Source organism: Sphingomonas montana (assembly GCF_001956315.1).
GTDB lineage: Bacteria > Pseudomonadota > Alphaproteobacteria > Sphingomonadales > Sphingomonadaceae > Sphingomonas_R > Sphingomonas_R montana.
In genome coordinates, this window is sequence record NZ_KV887136.1 from 26,276 (window position 1) to 43,268 (window position 16,993).

Genomic DNA, 16,993 nt, shown 5'->3' on the forward strand with positions numbered 1-16,993 from the left:
AGGTCAGGAGTGCTGTCCCGTTTGGCTAGCTTGGCAGCCGTTTAGATTGCGACGGCTTGCAGACGCGTATGAGTTGCGGCCGTTTCGGTCCTAACGCAGGGATAGCCAGAGGATTGCCGCCGTCCCGACGATGATCCGATACCAGGCGAACGGCGCGAACCCATGGCGCGAAACGACGGCCAGAAAGCCGCGGATGACGATCAAGGCGACGACGAACGACACGACGAAGCCAACCGCAATCCCGGTCCAGTCCGTATCGCCGAGCGTCGCGCGGGTCTCCCACAGTTCCTTCGCGGTGGCGGCCAGCATGACCGGAATGGCGAGGAAGAAGCTGTATTCCGCGGCGGTCCGGCGATCGACCCCCAGGCTGAGCGCGCCCATGATGGTGGCACCGGAGCGCGACACGCCGGGGATCATCGACAGGCACTGGACGATGCCGACGCCCAGCGCGGTGCGGAGCGGCATGTCCTCGACCGAATGAACCGCGCCACGCATGACGCGCCGTTCGATCACAAGGATGGCGATGCCGCCCAAGACGAGTGCCACGGCGACGACCATCGGCGTCTGCATCAGCGCCTTGATCGATCCATAGGCGACCGCACCGATCAGCAGCGCGGGCAGGAAGCCGAGCACGACGTTGCGCGTGAAGCGGATCGATTGCGGATCGCGGCGCGCCAGCCCCGCGCCGACCGCGATGAACCGGCCGGCATACAGCACCACGACCGCCAGGATCGCGCCCAGCTGGATCACGATGTCGAACGTCGCCGACGACGCGGAGTTGAAGCCGAGCAGCTCGCCCGCCAGCAACAGATGGCCGGTCGAGGACACCGGGATGAATTCGGTCAGTCCTTCGACAATGCCAAGCAGGACGATGACGAGCAGCGAATGGTCCATCAGGCGTTGGTCCCGCCGACCGTGGCGAAGCGGCCGTGGCGGCGATAGCGGACGAGCCAGCCGGGCGCGACCGCGGCAAGCGGAACGGGATCGATACCGAACGCCGCGAACCCTTCGGCACCGGGCGCCACGACATTGTCGGATTGCAGCATGAGCCACTGGTCCCAGGTGATCGGCGCGCCGGGGATGAAGCGGCCGGCCTTCGCCATGAGCGCGCCGACCTGATCCGGGATCGCGACGATGGCGGGGGACCGGCCGATCGCGCCCGCGATCCAGCGATTGAGCCCTTCCATGCTGATCCGGTCCGGCCCGCCCAGTTCGAACGTGCGACCGCCATAGGTCAGCGGATCGAGCGCGGCGCGGGCGATGGCCCTGGCCGCATCGGCGACGAATGCCGGCTGGAACAGCGCCGGGGCGCGCAGGACGGGCAGGATCGGCAGCATTCGCGCCATCTGCGCGAACTTGTTCACGAACATGTCCTCCGGCCCGAACAGGATCGACGGGCGGACGATGGTGGCGTTGGGGAATGCGGCGCGGACGGCGGCCTCGCCTTCGCCCTTGCTGCGCGCATAGGCGCTGGCGGCGGCGGGATCGGCACCGATCGCCGAGACCTGCACCAGCGCGCCGGCACCGGCGGCCTGTGCGGCCTCCGCCAAGTTGCGCGCGCCGCCGACATGGACCGCATCGAACCGCCCGGCGAGCAGGCCGACGAGGTTGATGACCGCGGTCGACCCCTGGACCGCCCGCGCAACGCTGTCCGCGCGGGTGATGTCGACCGCGACGAACTGAGTCTGGCCAACGCCGCCCAGCGGTTTGAGGAACCACGCATTCTTCGGATCGCGCCCGGCGACGCGGACGCGTGCCCCGGCCTTCAGCAATTCCTGTACGACGTAGCGGCCCAGAAAGCCCCCGCCGCCGAAGATCGTCACCAACCCTGCCATCGATCGATTCCCGTCCGTCCGGATGATATGCTGCCGAGATTCCATCAAGAAAATCCGGTGCCGACCCATTGCCCGTGCAAGAAGCCGTTGACAAGGTTCATGCCGCCCCCCTAGAGGCTCCCTCCTACCCCGTGCCCAGATGGCGGAATTGGTAGACGCACCAGCTTCAGGTGCTGGCGATCGCAAGGTCGTGGAGGTTCGAGTCCTCTTCTGGGCACCAATATTTTTGTTATGCTGAATCATTGACTTAGCCTTCGGGCAACCCCGAAAATCTCCCCGCTTTTCCGGGGCTTTGGCGGCCTCCACATGTGCGTGTGGAGACGTGAGACCGACACGAACGCGGTTTCAGGCGCAGAAACGGTGCGCGGTCTGCAGTGGCCGAATTCCAAACTCCACATTGTCTAGGCGTCCGACAGCCGGCGCAGTCGACCGGATAGCTACTGAACGAAAACGGAGCGGCCATTCGGCCGCCCCGCTGGTTCGTCGTATTGGGGGTTAACGAACCGGATTGCCCTGGCGAGTCATGGCAGCGCGCGCGTGATGACTCGCGCGAGGCGCGCCGCGAAACCACGTGGATCTACCGGTTGCTCGCCGTCGGCAATCTGCGCTTCGTCGAACAACAACCGTGCAACATCCGCCCGGAAGTCCGCATCCGCGTCACCAAGGCCGGCAAGCCTTATGATCAGCTCGTGGCGAGGGTTGATCTCCAGTACAGGCTTGGCTGCCTCCGGCGCGCGTCCTGACGCCGCAAGCAGTCGTTCGAGTTCGCGGTCCATCCCGCTTTCCGACGCGACCAGGCAGACAGCGCTATCGGTCAGCCGGTCCGAAGTTCGAACGTCTGAAACTGCATCGTCGAGGGTGGCCTTGACGAAGCTAAGAAACGACGTGACCTGCTCGCTTGCTTCAGCGGTCGGCGCGGAGCTTCCCTCGGGCAGCGGGATCAGCCCGAGATCCGCTGCGCCCTGGGTCACCGATTTGAACGGCTTGCCCTTGTAATCGATGCCGGACGTCACCCAAAAACTGTCGACCTGGTCGGGAAGCAGCAGGACCTCGACACCCCGTGCGCGGAAGCCCTCAAGCTGAGGGGAGGTTGCGAGACGATCCAGATCGTTGCCGGTGGCATAGAAGATGGCCGTCTGGTTCTCCTTGATGGACGACTCATAGTCCGCAAGCGATCGCCAGCCGCCTTCTGAAGCGGTCGTCTTGAAGCGCGCGAGGTTGAGCAGTGTCGCGCGGCGCTCGTAATCTTCGTACAAACCTTCCTTCAGTACCGCGCCGAAGGTCTCCCAGATCTTGAGGTAGGCATCGCTGTCCGCCGTGGCGCGCTTCTCCAGTTCGGAGAGAATCTTTCCGGTAACGCCTTTCTTGATCGTCGCGAGGATCGGGCTTTCCTGGATCATCTCGCGCGACATGTTGAGCGGCAGGTCGGACGAGTCCACCAGCCCGCGTACGAAACGCATATAGCGCGGCAGCAACTCGGCTTCATCGGTGATGAAGACGCGATTGACGTAGAGCTTCATGCGGCCCGAACGATCGGGATCGAACAGGTCGAACGGTTTCGTCGAGGGCACGAAGGCGAGCACCGAATATTCGTGACGGCCCTCGGCGCGGTAATGCAGCGTCAGCGCCGGATCATCGAACTGACCCGAAACGCTGCGGTAAAAATCAGCATAGTCAGCTTCCGAGACCGCAGAACGGGACTTGGTCCACAGCGCAGCGCCATCGGCGATCTTAACCGGCTCGGCATCGGGCTTCTCGCGCAAGGAAATCGGAACCGGGACATGGCCGGACTGCGACTTGATCGTCTGCTCAATCCGGTATCGCTCGGCATACTCCTTGGCATCCTCCATCAGATGTAGGACGACGCGCGTGCCACGGGCAGGTGCTTCCTGCACATCGATGGGAGCGATCGTGTAGCTGCCGAGGCCATCGGACGACCAGATCGCCGCTTCTGCCTCACCTGCCTTGCGCGAGATCACGTCGACCTTCTCGGCAACCATGAACGCCGAATAAAAGCCGACACCGAACTGGCCGATCAGCTGCGTTCCCTCGCTGCCTCCGGCACTCGCGATCCGTTCCATGAAGCTCTTGGTGCCCGACCGTGCGATCGTGCCAAGCGCATCGGCGAGATCGGCAGTGTTCATGCCGATTCCATTGTCTTCGATCATGAGGCGGCTGTTATCTGAATCCAGCGTGACCGTGATCCGCGGTGCCGGATCTTCGCCAAGCAGTGCCGGGTTCGCGATGCCTTCGTAGCGAAGCTTCTCGCAGGCGTCGGCCGCGTTGGAGACCAGCTCGCGCAAAAACACATTCTTGTCGGAATAGACCGAGTGCACCATCAGGTGGAGCAGCTTGGCAACGTCGGCTTCGAATGCGTGGCTTACGGGTGCGGTGATCGTCGTCATGATGTGTTTGGGACTTCCCTGTTGATGCCGCAGCGGAGTTGGGACTGTCATCGCTGCCGGTCAAGATTGGCAAATGTGGTCGCGGGCGCGGGACAACATGACCTGCATCGATCCTGCCCGGGAATTGCGTTAGATCCCGAGCAAGGTCTTCTGCTGGGTCCAGCAGGCAGGCAGCTCCATCGCCAGCAGCCTGGCCGGGGTCAGCGTCGGAGGATGCCGACCTTCACTGATGGTACGGACGATCTCGGGCGCCAGCCAGGAGAGCCGGACCAGCCGGGACATACGTGTACTGCACTGGCCGCTAATGCTCGCCAGCATCTTGATAGATGTCTCGGGCGCTGCGGTGACAGCCGCGCGTGCGGCAGCAGCATCTGCCAGCAATGTGACGAGCGTCTCATCTCGGCGTGCGACAGTTCCATCCCCGTTGGTCATCACCAGCTTGACGTCCTTGCCATGCCGGATACGGACGGTTGGAACGGTAAGCTCGACCGGTTCGTCGCTGTCATTGTCTTCGATGCCGAGCGCTCCCAGCAGAGCGGGACGTGCGATGGTGATGCGGACGCGTTCGTCATCCAGCGTGACACGCTGGACTAGCGCGCCGACAAGGGTGTGACGTCCATAGTGCCCGGCGAGCTTGTCGGCTATATCAGCCGCGATCTCGATAACGCTCGCGATGGTCTGCGCAGGCAGCTGGGTCGGTAAGATGCGACGATGCTGGTGGGATGATGCAAGCAGTGCGCGCAACCGTTCGACAACGACCGCCTCAATGTCGCCAGCGGGCAAGCGCGCCTCGGCAGGGCCGTGCTCGATCAGTTCGGATGCGGGCGTGATGTAGTAGCGGTAGCGCTTGCCGGACTTACGCTTGACCTGGCCGGCCGCGAGTGTGTGCTGCACCTGGTCCCACAGTTCGGGTAAGATGATTGGCAGATGCGCCCCGTTCACTGCGACCCCCTTGTGGACGATCTCGCCAAGGTAGATCCGGTTGCCGAGCATGTTGAACAGCATGCCTCGCCCGAAGGGCACGCCACCGAGCGCTGGCCTGTTCGCTTGCTGACGGACCTTGGTGCGGTACCCGTCGCTGCGCAGCTCGTCGATAAGCGCCCTGCCGGAGCCGAGTGCCACGTAGCGTTCAAAAATGTGACGGACGGTGCGAGCGTCATCCTCGTCAACGACGAGCAACCGGTCCTCGACGCGGTAGCTGAGCGGTACAGGGCCCCCCATCCACATGCCCTTGGCCTTGGACTGCGCAATCTTGTCGCGGATCCGTTCGCCGGTGACCTCACGCTCGAACTGGGCAAAGGACAGCAGCACGTTCAAGGTCAGCCGCCCCATGCTGGTGGTTGTGTTGAACGCCTGCGTCACCGAGACGAATGAGGCACCGCGGGCATCCAGCACCTCAACGATCTTCGCGAAGTCGGACAGGGCTCGGGTCAGTCGGTCGACCTTGTACACGACAATGACGTCGACCTTGCCGGCTTCGACATCCGCCATCAGCCGCTTCAGTCCCGGCCGCTCGAGATTGCCGCCGGAGAAGCCGCCATCGTCATACGGGTCTCTAATCAGCACCCAACCCTCGTGGCGCTGGCTCAGCACATAGGCCTCGCACGCTTCACGTTGCGCATCGAGGCTGTTGAACGCCTGGTCGAGCCCTTCCTCGGTCGACTTGCGCGTATAGACCGCGCAGCGGATCGTGCGCGGTCCCGTTGCGATGCTACTGGTCGGGCGACGCGCAGCCTTAGCCACCGGCGTTCAGCCCGAAGAAGCGCGGCCCCGACCAAGCTGTGCCGGTGACGTGGCGGGCAATGGCGGACAGCGAGCGGTAGCGTTCTCCGTCGAGCAGGAAGCCGTCTTCCGTTGCCAGCACGTCGAGCGTGCGCCCGTTCCAGCTGCGCACGAGCTGAGTGCCGGGCTTGACCGTGCGGGCAGCGGCGGCAGGCCGGGTCAACGAGCGTGCGACCCGTGTCGGCAACTTGCCGTACGCCTTCTCCTGCAGACGGAAGGCGATGCCCAGTCGCAGCAGGTCCGGCGAGAGCCTGGGGGCAGGGACCTTGTAGGCGTGCATCCATTCGGCACGCAGATCGGCTGGCGACAATGTCGTCAGCCGGGCAAGCTTCTCCTCGATCCGCATCAGGCTGCCAAATGGTAGCGGGTGGCGCCGGTCTCGCCGCTGCGGATGATCGCATGACCCTTCTTGCGCAGGCCGGTCAGTGCCGCGCGGGTGGTATGCGGCAGCCAGCCGGTGACGTGGACCAGCTCGTCCAGGCTGGCACCGTCGTCACGTCGGAGTAGCTGCGCAACCATGTCGATCTTGCTGCCGGGCTGGGTAGCCGGGAGGGTGGTCTCAACTACGGCGGCTTCGGCGCTAGCCGGCACGTCCGTTACGACCGGAGTTTGGGGCGCGGTCTCCGTTTCATCGGCGGCGATCTTTGCCCGTCCCGCATTCGTGATGAGCAGCCCAAGGCAGGTTTTGCCATTCTGCCGCCAGCTGCAGTTCGGGTCCGTTACCGACGTCTCTTCGACCAGCGCGTGCTTCAGCAGCGGCGGGATGGCCTTGCGGATACGGCACCCTGGTCGCTGACCTGTTCTGGCGGGGGCAGGATGCTGCCGTCGCTACGCTGGGCGGCTGCCGCCAGCAGGATGAGCTGAAGGTCGGTAAGCTTGAAGGGACGGGCCATGAGATGTCTCTTTCGGTCTGCGACCGCGGCGGGATGCCGCTGCCACTGACCTGAGCCCCGTCGAGGCAAGGCTCGCGGGGCAGTCCCGGTGGGTGGCGCCCGCTGAGGCAGGTTCCGTCGAGCGGCCTGGCACCGACAGCAATGCTCGAACATCTCCCCAAGTCGAGTGGAATGTCGCTTCATACGAAGACTTTAGGCAGTTCTGCGGGTCGTGGCGGAATGCGCGAAAGCTGCGTCTGGACTATCGCAGCCGGTCTTGTCCTGGTGCGCGGGCAGGAGGATGCCGTGGACCGCGAACCGAATGAGACGAACGAGCTAATTGCGAAGCTCTTCTACCTGATGACCGCGCGGCTTGAGGATGCCGCCGGGGCAGCCGCAGAGGGGCAGGGCGCCCGGCTCGACATCAGCGCGCGGGCAGCAATGGCGGAACGTTTGCGTGAGACTGGGCAGGAGGTTGCCATCGTCGCCGAAGCGGTCAGTCAGCTTCTTGGACGTACCAGCTGAGCCTTGCGTAGACAGAACTAAATTATCGATCCGGCTTTTCGCCGATCGTCAGCTCATCGGCAGGACCATCTGCCGGACATCCGGCGCATCCGGTCGCGCCAATTCTTCGGCAAGATACTCGGCTAGCCGATCCGCGGCCCGTGCACGAAGTCTGGGGTCTGGCGCAGTCAAGCCGAGCCTTGTCCAGATGGGGGAGTCGCAAAGGATCTCAGCGAGGCGGCGGGTTTCGATGTCCATGTACAAAACAAGAACAAGCGAAACCCTACAGGTCAACCCTCAGAAACAATCGCGAACTGACGCCGAAGGGAACGACCCGCTGGAGCGCAGCATGCCACGCCCTCCGCCTTGCATTCGTAAAGGGCGCCGCTCAGTCCTGAGACATTGGCGAACTGGCCTTAGCGTCCCGCAACCGCTCGACCGCGGATTTCCGGCCCGGCTTTTTCACCGCAGGCTTTGCGGCCGCGACCGGCTCGGTCTTCTTGCGCCCCAAACCGGCCTCCAACGATATCGCCCGCCGTCGCTCGCTGTAACCCGGCGCAACAGACGGGTAATTCGCGGGCAAACCATACTGCTCCTTGTATTGGGTCAAGGTCAGGCCGTGCGTCGACAAATGGCGTTTCAACGACGAATAGCCTCTGCCGTCGATCATTGAAATTATGCGGTTTGGGTTCGCCAACGACTTTTTAATCGAAACCGCCGCCTCATAGGTTGGTTCCACAACCGGTTCAGATTTACCCAAATCAGCCTAAGCGGCATGGACTGACTGCACAAGGCCGGGGACATCACCCGTCGAAACATTACTGTTCCCTACGACGGAAATTACAATCTGCGTGGTCAGGCCCAGTAAGTTAGAATTGTCGTCGATCACGTAAATTCTCCGAGGTGTGCCGACCATCTAGCAGCTCGAACAGGACTCGTCATCCATCGCGTCGACAACGGGAAGGGAGCCGTTGCAGTGCAAGCCAGTACCGGCGCAGGCAGCGGGCTGAACGTCTGAAGCGGGCGTTGAAGCGTCGGCCGATCCGTAGCGTCCGCTCCGACGATCATGAATGTCGCATTGCGGCGGAAAGCGGGCGTAGGTGTTTGTCGCGTCCGCCAACCATATGAGTAGCCTCAATCAAAAAACCACTGGAAATGCGTCTGTGTTAAGATTCGGATGCGCTAGACCTTGTAACGTTTGCAGATTGCCGCCGCTGTACTGGCTCACGGTAATTGAGAGACCACAGTGTGCTCCCGTCAAAAGCAAGGGTGCGCGCATGCCCCAGTACCATTTTCATATTAACGGCGAGAATGATTCTGAAGGATACGAGTTTTCGAACATCCGCGTAGCGCAGCGCGAGGTACTAGCCTTGGCAGGAACAATCATCAGCGAGCATGACTCCGTCGAGTTCTAGAACTCTGCGAAATGGAAAATGAAAGTAACAAACTCGGATGGGGTGACATTGTTTGATCTATGCCTCGTTGGTGCCAAGGTTCCATCGAATGAATTAGCATCCGATCATGAGCCGGTTTAGTTGGGTAGAAGCTTAAAATGTGCCATGCGACCACATCGCCATCACCCATGCCGCGAGCACGGTGACGACAGAGGGTGAGCGTATGCCCCCCGCCCGCAGTGCCGAGTGCCTGCCATGTTTGAGACAGACCAGTACGACCTCGCCTATAACAAAATGCGCGAAGCTGCGGAGCGACAGGCTTCGGTTCTCGCAACCGATACTTCCGCGAAATTAGCACACAAGACGCTTGCGCATCTGTACGGCGACAGGGTGGTTAGCGCGCGACGGAAGATCAACGCTGATAGATGCAGCTGATGCGGGCGGGTGCGGGTTACCGGACCATCGATTCCTAGATCGATGGTGCCGAACACTGACGCTGGCGCGTTGATCCGGACTCTTTCGTAGAGTCGGAAAAATCTTTGGGCCAATTTCGTTTCGCGCGCTCTACCTTCGCAGGGTAGGCCCCATAATGTACCGATGGACAGTTCGTCCGGCTCATGTCACCAACCGCCCCCAGGCGATCCGGGTCAAGCCATCACGGCGACGACCACGCTCCTGAAACGGAGCAGCGGCATGACCCACCCCCGATCCCGCGGGCCACAGCGCCATCACGGGCTGCGTCAAGGTCGATCGGGGGCCGTGCTATGCTGACCAAGATCATTTCCTCGGGCCGCCTCATCCAGCGTCACCAGCTTTTTGAAGACATCGTCGTTGCCTTACAGGCCTGCAAGGTCATTGTATCAATGCGCGACGATGCGGACCTGCGCGGCACCGTGGTGAACATGACGGCCGCCCGCCTGTCCGCCATGGTGATCTTCGAGCAGGCGCACGGCACGGACCCTGCTTCAATCCACTGGCATGGTCCGCAGGAGCTCCCTCAGCCCTCCCAGGCCGCATGGGGCGCTCAGATCGACCGGGCGCACGGCCATAGGGCAACCTCGCTCACTCGGACCTATTCTGAGATGCTGCATCGCCTCGTCGACGGCTTCACAGCGTCCATGAACGGATCAACCTTCGCGGCCTGCACAGCCTACCAAATGCCCCCGACCGAATATTGAGCTGGCCAGTAGCGAACCTGATGCTGGTCGAGATCGAGGTGCGTCTGGGTGTCTGACATCAATCCGATATGAGCGAAATACAACTTTACGTTTTCATAATTACAAAATAATTTAACGTTTAAAATCGCATAGTAGTTATCAAACTCTGCTTTACACGCGTGAAGATTAGTCTAGAAATCACGAATTGCAGGTCAACTAAGGACGCCCGCAACTGAGGGCAGGTAAAGTGCTCCCGTCCGATGGCTGGGAGGGTGCTATGCCGGATTACCGTCTATACCGTTTAAATGAACAAGACCGGATCATGAGCGTCGAGTTTTTCGATGGTCCCGACGATGAAGCGGCGGTGGCAGAGGCGATTCGCATTGATCATGCCGCGATCATCGAAATATGGTGCGGGTCACGACGGGTTGCCCGAGTGGATCCCAACCCAAAGTAGCGCGTCTGGCGCGTCAGCCGTAGCACAAGCTTCCCTCTGATTACGTGCCTACCGTCCGCTGATGGCGCAAGCTGAGTGAAGGGGATTGTCCGCTAATGGGCGTTAGTGGACATTCGTGGGTCGAAGGTGCCGAATGTCTGGGTTTGGTGGTGAGCGGTCCGTCCGCTTTCGGGCGCTGCCGCAGGTAGGAAACCCGCTTAGCGCCTTGGAAACCGGCAAGTTGGCCTGGACCAACGTCCGCTTTTACATCCCGCTTAACCTTTCACGAACGGCCGACTTATGGGTCATCACGAAGACCTGGGGACCATTAGCCTTCGTGTCCATCCAGCAGCATGCGCAGCCGCTGAGCATCGTCTGGTGAGGCGGGGTTGTAGATAATCATTCCGAGTTCAGGGCGTCCTTCAATGGCGAACGATGAGAACTCCATCGCCAGCAGCCCCGCTTCCGGATGGTGGATGCGCTTCAACCCGTCGCTATGGGCAACCACGTCGTTGTCCTCCCACAGCGCCGCGAACTCGGAGCTGAGCCGGGATAGTTCGGTGACCAGCTTCGTGACTTCGACGCTGGTGCTGGAGCCCGCGCGCGCCACATCGGCGCGAAAGGCACCCACCACGAAACGGGCGATGCTGTCGAAGTCGGCGTTACGGGCACGGACATGGTCGCTGGCAAACATCAGCCGAAGGATGTTGCGCCCCTCTCGCGGCAGCTTGCCATAGTCGGTCAGCAGTACCGCCGCTGCTCGATTCCAGCCCACCACATCCCACATCGCTGTCTTGATGATCGCAGGGCTCAGAACCATTCCGTCGAGTACGCGCTGAAGCCGCGGCGTGATCCCCTCGACAGGCTGGTAGCGTGCCTCTGGCGGACGTCCGAGACCGAGCATGTAGATGTGCTCGCGTTCCGGTTCGGTGAGCATCAAACCTTTCGCGATGCGATCAAGGACGTCGGCCGATGGCGCACCGCCTCGGCCCTGCTCGAGCCAGGTGTACCAGGTCGGGCTGATGTTCGCGCGGTTCGCCACCTCCTCGCGACGCAAACCGGGTGTGCGGCGCCGTCCGCCGACAAACCCAAATGCCGCAGGGTCGAGCCGGGTGCGGCGATCCCGCAGATAGGTGCCGAGCGGATTGGTGACGTCGCCGGTCACGGACGATCCTATTAATGCTTATACCACGATAATATCACTACTTTAACACGGAAGCGGGTGGGCGAATATGGTCGCCATGCAACCAAGAGATCACCCATGCGCGTTTTTTTGACCGGTGCGACCGGCTTTATCGGCTCTCACGTCATCCCAGAGCTTCTCGGTCGCGGCCACCACGTGCTCGGGCTTACTCGCTCCGATGCTGGCGCTATGCAGCTCGAGGCGGTCGGTGTCGAAGTTCATCGTGGTGATCTGGAACAGCCTGAGACACTCGCCAGCGGCGTGGCTGCGGCAGACGCGGTCATCCATTGCGCGTTCGACCACAACTTCGAGGCCTTCCTCGCAAATACCGCGAAGGACGAACGCAACATCACGGCGATGGGCGATGCGCTGATGGGGACGGACAAGCCGATCCTGATCACCTCAGGGATTGGCATCGGCACGCCGCGCAACGGCGGTCCTGCGACTGAGGACATACTCAACCCGCTCCACGCCAATCCGCGCATCGTCACCGAGCTCGCCGCCGCAGCGCTGATCGCCCGTCGCATCGATGTACGCACTATCCGGCTGCCACAGGTGCACGACACCAACAAGGCGGGGTTGATCACGCCGCTAGTTGCGGAGGCGCGCCGTGCCGGAGCGATGGCGTATGTACGTGAGGGCACCACGCGCTGGGCTGCCGCACACGTCGGCGACGTCGCCAAGCTCTACGTTCTGGCTCTCGAACGTGGCGAACCAGGAGCGAGATACCACGCTTCGGCAGAAGAGGGCGTCGAAGCGCGCACCATCGCCGAAGCGATCGGCCAAGGTACCGGACTGCCGGTCCGCTCGGTTGGAGACGACGACATCGAGCATTACTTCGGCTGGATGGCGCCCTTTGCCGCACTCGAAATGACCGCATCGAGTACTTGGACGCAGGCGCGGTTGGGATGGAAGCCTACCGGTCCCGATCTGCTCAGCGATCTTGCCAAGATGGACTATTCCGTTCCGGTAGCCGTGTGACCGACCGCCCGTTGTCCGCCGCTGGTAGTAGCATCGGCTGGTGCATAACGGGCTTGCCTGCCGTCCCAAGTCAATCGCATCATCTTTGGCAGGCGACTTGAACAAACGTCCGGTTTCAGGTGCCGCCTGCGTGGCCTTAAATGACCGCTTATATGGGTCCTGGCGGCCAAGGATACGGGTGCCCGTCGATGCTCACGGGCAATCGTCCGAATTATGACAGCTGAGCCAAGAGATGCCATTCAGTCAGCCAGGTTTCTGCGGTGCCGTCGCTATGTTCGACAGGTCGGTCGCCACGTTGATCGGGACGCCGGCGTCCTTCCGCTCTGAATACCGGTCGACCAGTTGGGCGGCGTGCGGTCGCAGCAAGATCGTGAAGCGGACCAGCTCCTCCATCACGTCGACGATGCGATCGTAGTAGCTGGACGGCTTCATGCGTCCCGCTTCGTTGAACTCCTCGAACGCCTTGGCGACGCTCGACTGGTTCGGAATGGTCACCATTCGCATCCAGCGGCCGAGGACGCGCAGTGTGTTCACGCTGTTAAACGACTGTGATCCGGCTGACACCTGCATGACGGCGAGGGTTCGGCCCTGCGTCGGGCGCATCCCGCCCATTGAAAGCGGCAGGTGGTCGACCTGCAGCTTCATGATGGCGGTGATCTGACCGTGCCGCTCGGGGCTGCACCACACATGCCCCTCCGACCACATCGACAGCTCGCGCAGTTCGTGGACGGCCGGATGGTCGTCGCCGGCCACCTGGTCGGGCAGAGGCAGGGTCAAGGGGTCGAAAATGCGCGTTTCGGCACCGAAGAACCGCAGCAGGCGCGCCGCTTCCTCGACGCACAGCCGGGAATACGACCGCTCCCGCAGGGAGCCGTAGAGCAGCAGGATGCGCGGGCGCGGGTCCCCCGCACCCAGTCCGATTGCTGGCCGGTCGAGCGCGTACCGGCGATCGAGCGCGGGCAGGTGGTCGGGGTCGGAGAGCGTGCGTAAGGGCATCAGGGGGTGTGTCCTGTAGGGTTGGTCCGATGCCGCTGCATCAGGCGGCACCGAGCCGCAGCGCCAGCGCGGCGAGCGTCACGAGCAGCACCGGGACGGTCAGGGTCGCGCCGATCCTGAAATAGTAGCCCCAGCCGATGCGGATGCCCTTCTGCCCGAGGACGTGCAGCCACAACAGCGTCGCGAGCGAACCGATCGGCGTGATCTTGGGGCCAAGGTCGCAGCCGATCACGTTGGCGTAGATCATCGCCTCGCGGACGGCGCCCGTGGCGTGGGTGGCGTTTATCGACAGGGCACCGACCAGGACCGTCGGCATGTTGTTCATCACCGACGACAGCAGCGCAGCGATGATGCCGGTGCCGAACGCCGCGCCCCACACGCCGCCCTGGGCGGCACGGTCGAGGAGACCGGCGAGGTGGTCGGTCAGGCCTGCGTTGCGCAGCCCGTACACGACCAGATACATGCCGAGCGAGAAGATGACGACCTGCCAGGGTGCGCCGCGCAGCACCTCGCGGGTCTCGATGACGTGGCCGCGTGCTGCGACGACGAGTAGCAGGACCGCGCCGGCAGCGGCGACCGCGCTGACCGGGACGCCGATGGGTTCGAGCAGGAAGAAGCCGGCCAGGAGGGCGGCGAGGACGATCCACCCCGCCTTGAACGTGGCAGGATCTCGGATCGCGTCGGCCGGTGTGCGAAGCTGCGCGACGTCGTAACTGGTCGGCACGTCGCGGCGGAAGAACAGCAGCAGCACAACCAGCGTCGCGGCGATCGACGCGAGGTCCACCGGCACCATCACCGAGGCGTAGTCGGCAAAGCCGATGCGGAAGATGTCGGCCGACACGATGTTGACCAGGTTGGAGACGATCAGGGGCAGGCTGGCCGTGTCGGCCACGAAGCCCGCCGCCATGACGAACGCCAGCGTGGCCCTGTCGCGGTAGCCGAGCGCCCGCAGCATCGCGATGACGATCGGCGTCAGGATCAGCGCCGCGCCGTCGTTGGCGAACAGCGCCGAGACGGCTGCGCCGAGGAGGACGATCAGGATGAACAGCCGTCGGCCGTGCCCGCCGCCCCAGCGCGCGACGTGGAGCGCCGCCCATTCGAAAAAACCTGCCTCATCGAGCAGTAGGCTGACGATGATGATCGCGACGAACGTTGCCGTCGCGTTCCAGACAATGCCCCACACCACCGGGACGTCGGAGAGCGAGACCACCCCGGCGAGCAGCGCCACGGCCGCGCCGCCCACTGCGCTCCACCCGATGCCGAGGCCGCGGGGCTGCCAGATGACCAGCACGATCGTGACGACGAAGATGGCGAGGGCGAGGATCATCAGTCGATGCGCTGTCCGCAGGCGTCCACCACCTGTTCCCCGTCCTCCTTGGCGAACGCGCCCCGCTGAGGCTCAGGCAACAGGTCGAGGACGGCCTCCGATGGGCGGCAGAGCCTGACGCCGAGCGGCGAGACGACCAACGGCCGGTTGATGAGGACTGGGTGCGCCATCATGGCGTCGAGCAGAGCGTCGTCGGTTAGCGAGGCGTCGCCGAGGCCGAGCTCGGCGTAGGGCGTGCCCTTCTCGCGCAGCAGATCGCGGGGCGTCATGCCGGCGCGGTTTATCAGTTCGACCAGCAGGGCGCGGGAGGGCGGGGTCTTCAGATATTCCACGACGTGCGGCTCGATGCCGGCGTTGCGGATCATTGCCAGCGTGTTGCGCGACGTGCCGCAAGCGGGGTTGTGGTAGATGACGACGTCGACGGCCATGGCGCGTCCCTTCAGCAGCAGGGGGTGAGTTCGGCGAGGAGGGGCGCGCACAGCTCGGGCGAGCCGGCACAGCAGTCCTTGACCAGGAACAGCGTCAGTGCCCGCAGGCCGTCGAGGTCGGCGCGGTAGATGATCGACCGGCTGTGCCGTTCGGATCGGACGATACCGGCGCGCGCAAGAATCCCAAGATGCGCGGACATGGTGTTCTGCGGCACGTCGAGCTGACGGGCGATCTCGCCCGCCGCCATGCCAGTCGGCTCGTGCCGGACCAGGAGGCGAAACACGTCGAGGCGGGTACCCTGCGCGAGCGCGCCGAGGGCGACGATGGCCGAATCATTATCCATGTATCCAGCATAGCGGATATATTTGGCTTGGCCAGTGGATCGTTGAAGCACGCCCTGCGGCTCTGCCGTCAGTCCGCTGTCCACCAGATTGCGACAACCGCGAATAGAAGCCGGGAGGGAAACCTGGCGCATCAAGACGATGAACGGGCGTCCGAAATTAGGGAGCGGGAAAGGGCGCGCGAACGTCCGGCTGTGGGTCGGTGCGGACCGGCTGGCGCAATCAGAATGCGACCCGCATTGGGTTCACATTTCGGCCACTGAAACGAAGTAATTTGATACTCGGATCGGGTGACGACCGGGCTGGCGAAACCATCAGAACCATTAAACGGTCGGACCACGTAGTTTCCGAGGGTCATCCGTAGCGACGCTTTCGCGTAGCACTAAGTTTCCTCGCAGTGGCGCTTGATAGGGACGGTGCGACATGCGCCGCCGCCAGCCGTGCCGCGCCGAAGATCGAGACGTCAAATGACCTTGCAGGCAACGGTAGAGGCACGGAACGGGCAGCATGCCGTCATCCTGTGTCATCCCGATCCGGGCAGCTTCGATCACGCGATCGCAAACACTTATCGTGACGCCGTCCTCGCAGCAGGCCAGACGGTGGTTTTCCGGGATCTCTACGCACTCGGCTTCGATCCCGTTCTCAGAAAGACCGAGCGGGCTGCGCTTGGTAATTGGGCGCTGTCGCGCGACGTTGCTGTCGAACTTGGTGCCCTCGCGGGCAGCGACGTCTTCGTTCTGATCTATCCGATCTGGTTCGGGTCGGCGCCGGCGATGATGAAGGGCTATGTCGAGCGGGTGCTCGGTGCCGGTATGGTGCCTGAAGGTGTTCTGCACCCGGAGTTCGGCGTCCTGCTCGCCAACCGGCGACTGCTCAGCTTCACCACCTCCGCCATGACGAATGTATGGCTTGCGCGAGAAGGGCAGGAGCGCGGGCTCGACAGCGTATTCGACAACTACATCGTCCGCGCCTTTGGAATGCTTTCCAACGAGCACAAGCGCTTCGGCCAGATCGCAGCCGACCTCGATAAGCGTTCGGCGGACGTGCATCTTCGCGAAGTGTCCCGGCAGGCGCAACGCACCTGCGCGCAGATCGCCTTCGGCGAAGCTGCGATGATGCGCGATCCGACGCTGGCACGTCAGTTTTCCCGGTGATGCCGCCATCCACCGTGCGGTCGAATCGGCAAACCCTTCGAAGGATATGATCATGGCATTTACGATGCAGGCCGCCTCGGCAGATGCCATGGAAAGCCCCCTCGATGCTGAGAGGTTGCGGCGGATGAACGGGTATTGGCGGGCCGCCAACTACCTGTCCGTCGGCCAGATCTATCTGCGCGACAATGCGATGCTGG

At 63.0% G+C, this 16,993-nt stretch carries 20 protein-coding genes and 1 tRNA gene; 7 read left to right on the top strand and 14 right to left on the bottom strand.

All coding sequences use genetic code 11. The annotated features are described in order from the left end of the window. Positions 1–90: 90 nt before the first annotated feature. On the bottom strand, positions 91–894 hold the full coding sequence (locus BKY59_RS00420) for an undecaprenyl-diphosphate phosphatase (protein WP_076068137.1): 804 nt from the start codon (positions 892–894) through the stop codon (positions 91–93). Then, positions 894–1,835 carry a complex I NDUFA9 subunit family protein gene (locus tag BKY59_RS00425; RefSeq protein WP_076068150.1) on the bottom strand — a complete coding sequence of 314 codons (942 nt, stop codon included), beginning with the start codon at positions 1,833–1,835 and terminating at the stop codon, positions 894–896. Before BKY59_RS00425 ends, BKY59_RS00420 begins: the two co-directional genes overlap by 1 nt. A 133-nt stretch (positions 1,836–1,968) precedes the next feature. On the opposite strand from BKY59_RS00425, the gene BKY59_RS00430 reads away from it, so the two are divergent. Further along, positions 1,969–2,055, top strand: a tRNA-Leu gene (locus BKY59_RS00430). Positions 2,056–2,356: 301 nt separating this feature from the next. Here the strand turns inward: BKY59_RS00430 and htpG are convergent. The 5 genes from htpG to BKY59_RS17540 form a co-directional block, all read right to left on the bottom strand. Continuing rightward, positions 2,357–4,240, bottom strand: a complete 1,884-nt coding sequence (gene htpG / locus BKY59_RS00435) for a molecular chaperone HtpG (RefSeq protein ID WP_076068138.1) — start codon at positions 4,238–4,240, stop codon at positions 2,357–2,359. 129 nt (positions 4,241–4,369) lie between these two features. After that, positions 4,370–5,983 (bottom strand): recombinase family protein, encoded by a 1,614-nt coding sequence (locus BKY59_RS00440; RefSeq protein WP_206361993.1) that lies wholly within the window; start codon positions 5,981–5,983, stop codon positions 4,370–4,372. Next, entirely contained in the window at positions 5,976–6,368 is a 393-nt protein-coding gene (locus tag BKY59_RS00445) for a DUF2924 domain-containing protein (protein WP_240499892.1), read from the bottom strand. The genes BKY59_RS00440 and BKY59_RS00445 overlap by 8 nt, the downstream gene beginning before the upstream one ends. Next, positions 6,368–6,541, bottom strand: coding sequence for a DUF3489 domain-containing protein (locus BKY59_RS17000; protein WP_083671787.1), 174 nt, complete (start codon positions 6,539–6,541; stop codon positions 6,368–6,370). Before BKY59_RS17000 ends, BKY59_RS00445 begins: the two co-directional genes overlap by 1 nt. 230 nt (positions 6,542–6,771) lie before the next feature. Next, entirely contained in the window at positions 6,772–6,915 is a 144-nt protein-coding gene (locus tag BKY59_RS17540) for a hypothetical protein (RefSeq protein ID WP_165374771.1), read from the bottom strand. Between the two features lie 285 nt (positions 6,916–7,200). Here BKY59_RS17540 and BKY59_RS00455 point away from each other — a divergent pair, with 285 nt between their 5' ends. After that, on the top strand, positions 7,201–7,419 hold the full coding sequence (locus tag BKY59_RS00455) for a hypothetical protein (RefSeq protein WP_076068152.1): 219 nt from the start codon (positions 7,201–7,203) through the stop codon (positions 7,417–7,419). Positions 7,420–7,467: 48 nt separating this feature from the next. Here BKY59_RS00455 and BKY59_RS18310 read toward each other — a convergent pair whose 3' ends face one another. Further along, positions 7,468–7,656 carry a DUF6771 family protein gene (locus BKY59_RS18310; protein ID WP_076068140.1) on the bottom strand — a complete coding sequence of 63 codons (189 nt, stop codon included), beginning with the start codon at positions 7,654–7,656 and terminating at the stop codon, positions 7,468–7,470. Positions 7,657–7,786: 130 nt separating this feature from the next. Continuing rightward, positions 7,787–8,137, bottom strand: a complete 351-nt coding sequence (locus BKY59_RS00465; protein ID WP_076068141.1) for a MucR family transcriptional regulator — start codon at positions 8,135–8,137, stop codon at positions 7,787–7,789. A gap of 538 nt (positions 8,138–8,675) precedes the next feature. Here BKY59_RS00465 and BKY59_RS18315 point away from each other — a divergent pair. Both BKY59_RS18315 and BKY59_RS00470 read left to right on the top strand, forming a co-directional pair. Then, positions 8,676–8,813 carry a DUF6894 family protein gene (locus BKY59_RS18315; protein ID WP_420822065.1) on the top strand — a complete coding sequence of 46 codons (138 nt, stop codon included), beginning with the start codon at positions 8,676–8,678 and terminating at the stop codon, positions 8,811–8,813. A 743-nt stretch (positions 8,814–9,556) separates the two neighbouring features. After that, positions 9,557–9,970: a hypothetical protein gene (locus BKY59_RS00470; RefSeq protein ID WP_076068142.1), complete on the top strand. Its 414-nt coding sequence runs from the start codon at positions 9,557–9,559 to the stop codon at positions 9,968–9,970. 743 nt (positions 9,971–10,713) lie between these two features. Here the strand turns inward: BKY59_RS00470 and BKY59_RS00475 are convergent. Next, positions 10,714–11,550, bottom strand: coding sequence for a helix-turn-helix transcriptional regulator (locus BKY59_RS00475; protein WP_076068143.1), 837 nt, complete (start codon positions 11,548–11,550; stop codon positions 10,714–10,716). Between the two features lie 96 nt (positions 11,551–11,646). On the opposite strand from BKY59_RS00475, the gene BKY59_RS00480 reads away from it, so the two are divergent. Then, positions 11,647–12,549: an SDR family oxidoreductase gene (locus BKY59_RS00480; protein WP_076068144.1), complete on the top strand. Its 903-nt coding sequence runs from the start codon at positions 11,647–11,649 to the stop codon at positions 12,547–12,549. A gap of 243 nt (positions 12,550–12,792) precedes the next feature. Here BKY59_RS00480 and arsH read toward each other — a convergent pair whose 3' ends face one another. From arsH to BKY59_RS00500, 4 genes are read right to left on the bottom strand one after another with little or no spacing between them, the layout of a single operon-like run. Further along, positions 12,793–13,545, bottom strand: coding sequence for an arsenical resistance protein ArsH (arsH, locus tag BKY59_RS00485; protein WP_076068145.1), 753 nt, complete (start codon positions 13,543–13,545; stop codon positions 12,793–12,795). Positions 13,546–13,585: 40 nt separating this feature from the next. Continuing rightward, a complete protein-coding gene (locus tag BKY59_RS00490; protein ID WP_076068146.1) occupies positions 13,586–14,872 on the bottom strand; it encodes an arsenic transporter in 1,287 nt (428 codons plus the stop codon). Next, positions 14,872–15,300, bottom strand: coding sequence for an arsenate reductase (glutaredoxin) (gene arsC, locus BKY59_RS00495; protein WP_076068147.1), 429 nt, complete (start codon positions 15,298–15,300; stop codon positions 14,872–14,874). The genes BKY59_RS00490 and arsC overlap by 1 nt, the downstream gene beginning before the upstream one ends. An 11-nt stretch (positions 15,301–15,311) precedes the next feature. Further along, a complete protein-coding gene (locus tag BKY59_RS00500; RefSeq protein WP_076068148.1) occupies positions 15,312–15,644 on the bottom strand; it encodes an ArsR/SmtB family transcription factor in 333 nt (110 codons plus the stop codon). A gap of 465 nt (positions 15,645–16,109) precedes the next feature. Between BKY59_RS00500 and BKY59_RS00505 the strand changes: the two genes are divergently transcribed. Both BKY59_RS00505 and BKY59_RS17960 read left to right on the top strand, forming a co-directional pair. Then, entirely contained in the window at positions 16,110–16,796 is a 687-nt protein-coding gene (locus BKY59_RS00505; protein WP_076068149.1) for an NAD(P)H-dependent oxidoreductase, read from the top strand. Between the two features lie 88 nt (positions 16,797–16,884). Beyond that, the coding region (locus BKY59_RS17960) for a phosphoketolase family protein (RefSeq protein ID WP_276205468.1) at positions 16,885–16,993 on the top strand (109 nt) is incomplete at its 3' end.

Excerpts from the sequence above, each read along its gene's own strand:
- BKY59_RS00420 (WP_076068137.1), bottom strand. The coding sequence starts at position 894 with ATGGACCATTCGCTGCTCGTCATCGTCCTGCTTGGCATTGTCGAAGGA.
- BKY59_RS00425 (WP_076068150.1), bottom strand. The coding sequence starts at position 1,835 with ATGGCAGGGTTGGTGACGATCTTCGGCGGCGGGGGCTTTCTGGGCCGC.
- htpG (WP_076068138.1), bottom strand. The coding sequence starts at position 4,240 with ATGACGACGATCACCGCACCCGTAAGCCACGCATTCGAAGCCGACGTT.
- BKY59_RS00445 (WP_240499892.1), bottom strand. The coding sequence starts at position 6,368 with ATGCGGATCGAGGAGAAGCTTGCCCGGCTGACGACATTGTCGCCAGCC.
- BKY59_RS17000 (WP_083671787.1), bottom strand. The coding sequence starts at position 6,541 with ATGGTTGCGCAGCTACTCCGACGTGACGACGGTGCCAGCCTGGACGAG.
- BKY59_RS17540 (WP_165374771.1), bottom strand. The coding sequence starts at position 6,915 with ATGGCCCGTCCCTTCAAGCTTACCGACCTTCAGCTCATCCTGCTGGCG.
- BKY59_RS18310 (WP_076068140.1), bottom strand. The coding sequence starts at position 7,656 with ATGGACATCGAAACCCGCCGCCTCGCTGAGATCCTTTGCGACTCCCCC.
- BKY59_RS18315 (WP_420822065.1), top strand. The coding sequence starts at position 8,676 with ATGCCCCAGTACCATTTTCATATTAACGGCGAGAATGATTCTGAAGGA.
- BKY59_RS00470 (WP_076068142.1), top strand. The coding sequence starts at position 9,557 with ATGCTGACCAAGATCATTTCCTCGGGCCGCCTCATCCAGCGTCACCAG.
- BKY59_RS00480 (WP_076068144.1), top strand. The coding sequence starts at position 11,647 with ATGCGCGTTTTTTTGACCGGTGCGACCGGCTTTATCGGCTCTCACGTC.
- arsH (WP_076068145.1), bottom strand. The coding sequence starts at position 13,545 with ATGCCCTTACGCACGCTCTCCGACCCCGACCACCTGCCCGCGCTCGAT.
- BKY59_RS00490 (WP_076068146.1), bottom strand. The coding sequence starts at position 14,872 with ATGATCCTCGCCCTCGCCATCTTCGTCGTCACGATCGTGCTGGTCATC.
- arsC (WP_076068147.1), bottom strand. The coding sequence starts at position 15,300 with ATGGCCGTCGACGTCGTCATCTACCACAACCCCGCTTGCGGCACGTCG.
- BKY59_RS00500 (WP_076068148.1), bottom strand. The coding sequence starts at position 15,644 with ATGGATAATGATTCGGCCATCGTCGCCCTCGGCGCGCTCGCGCAGGGT.
- BKY59_RS00505 (WP_076068149.1), top strand. The coding sequence starts at position 16,110 with ATGACCTTGCAGGCAACGGTAGAGGCACGGAACGGGCAGCATGCCGTC.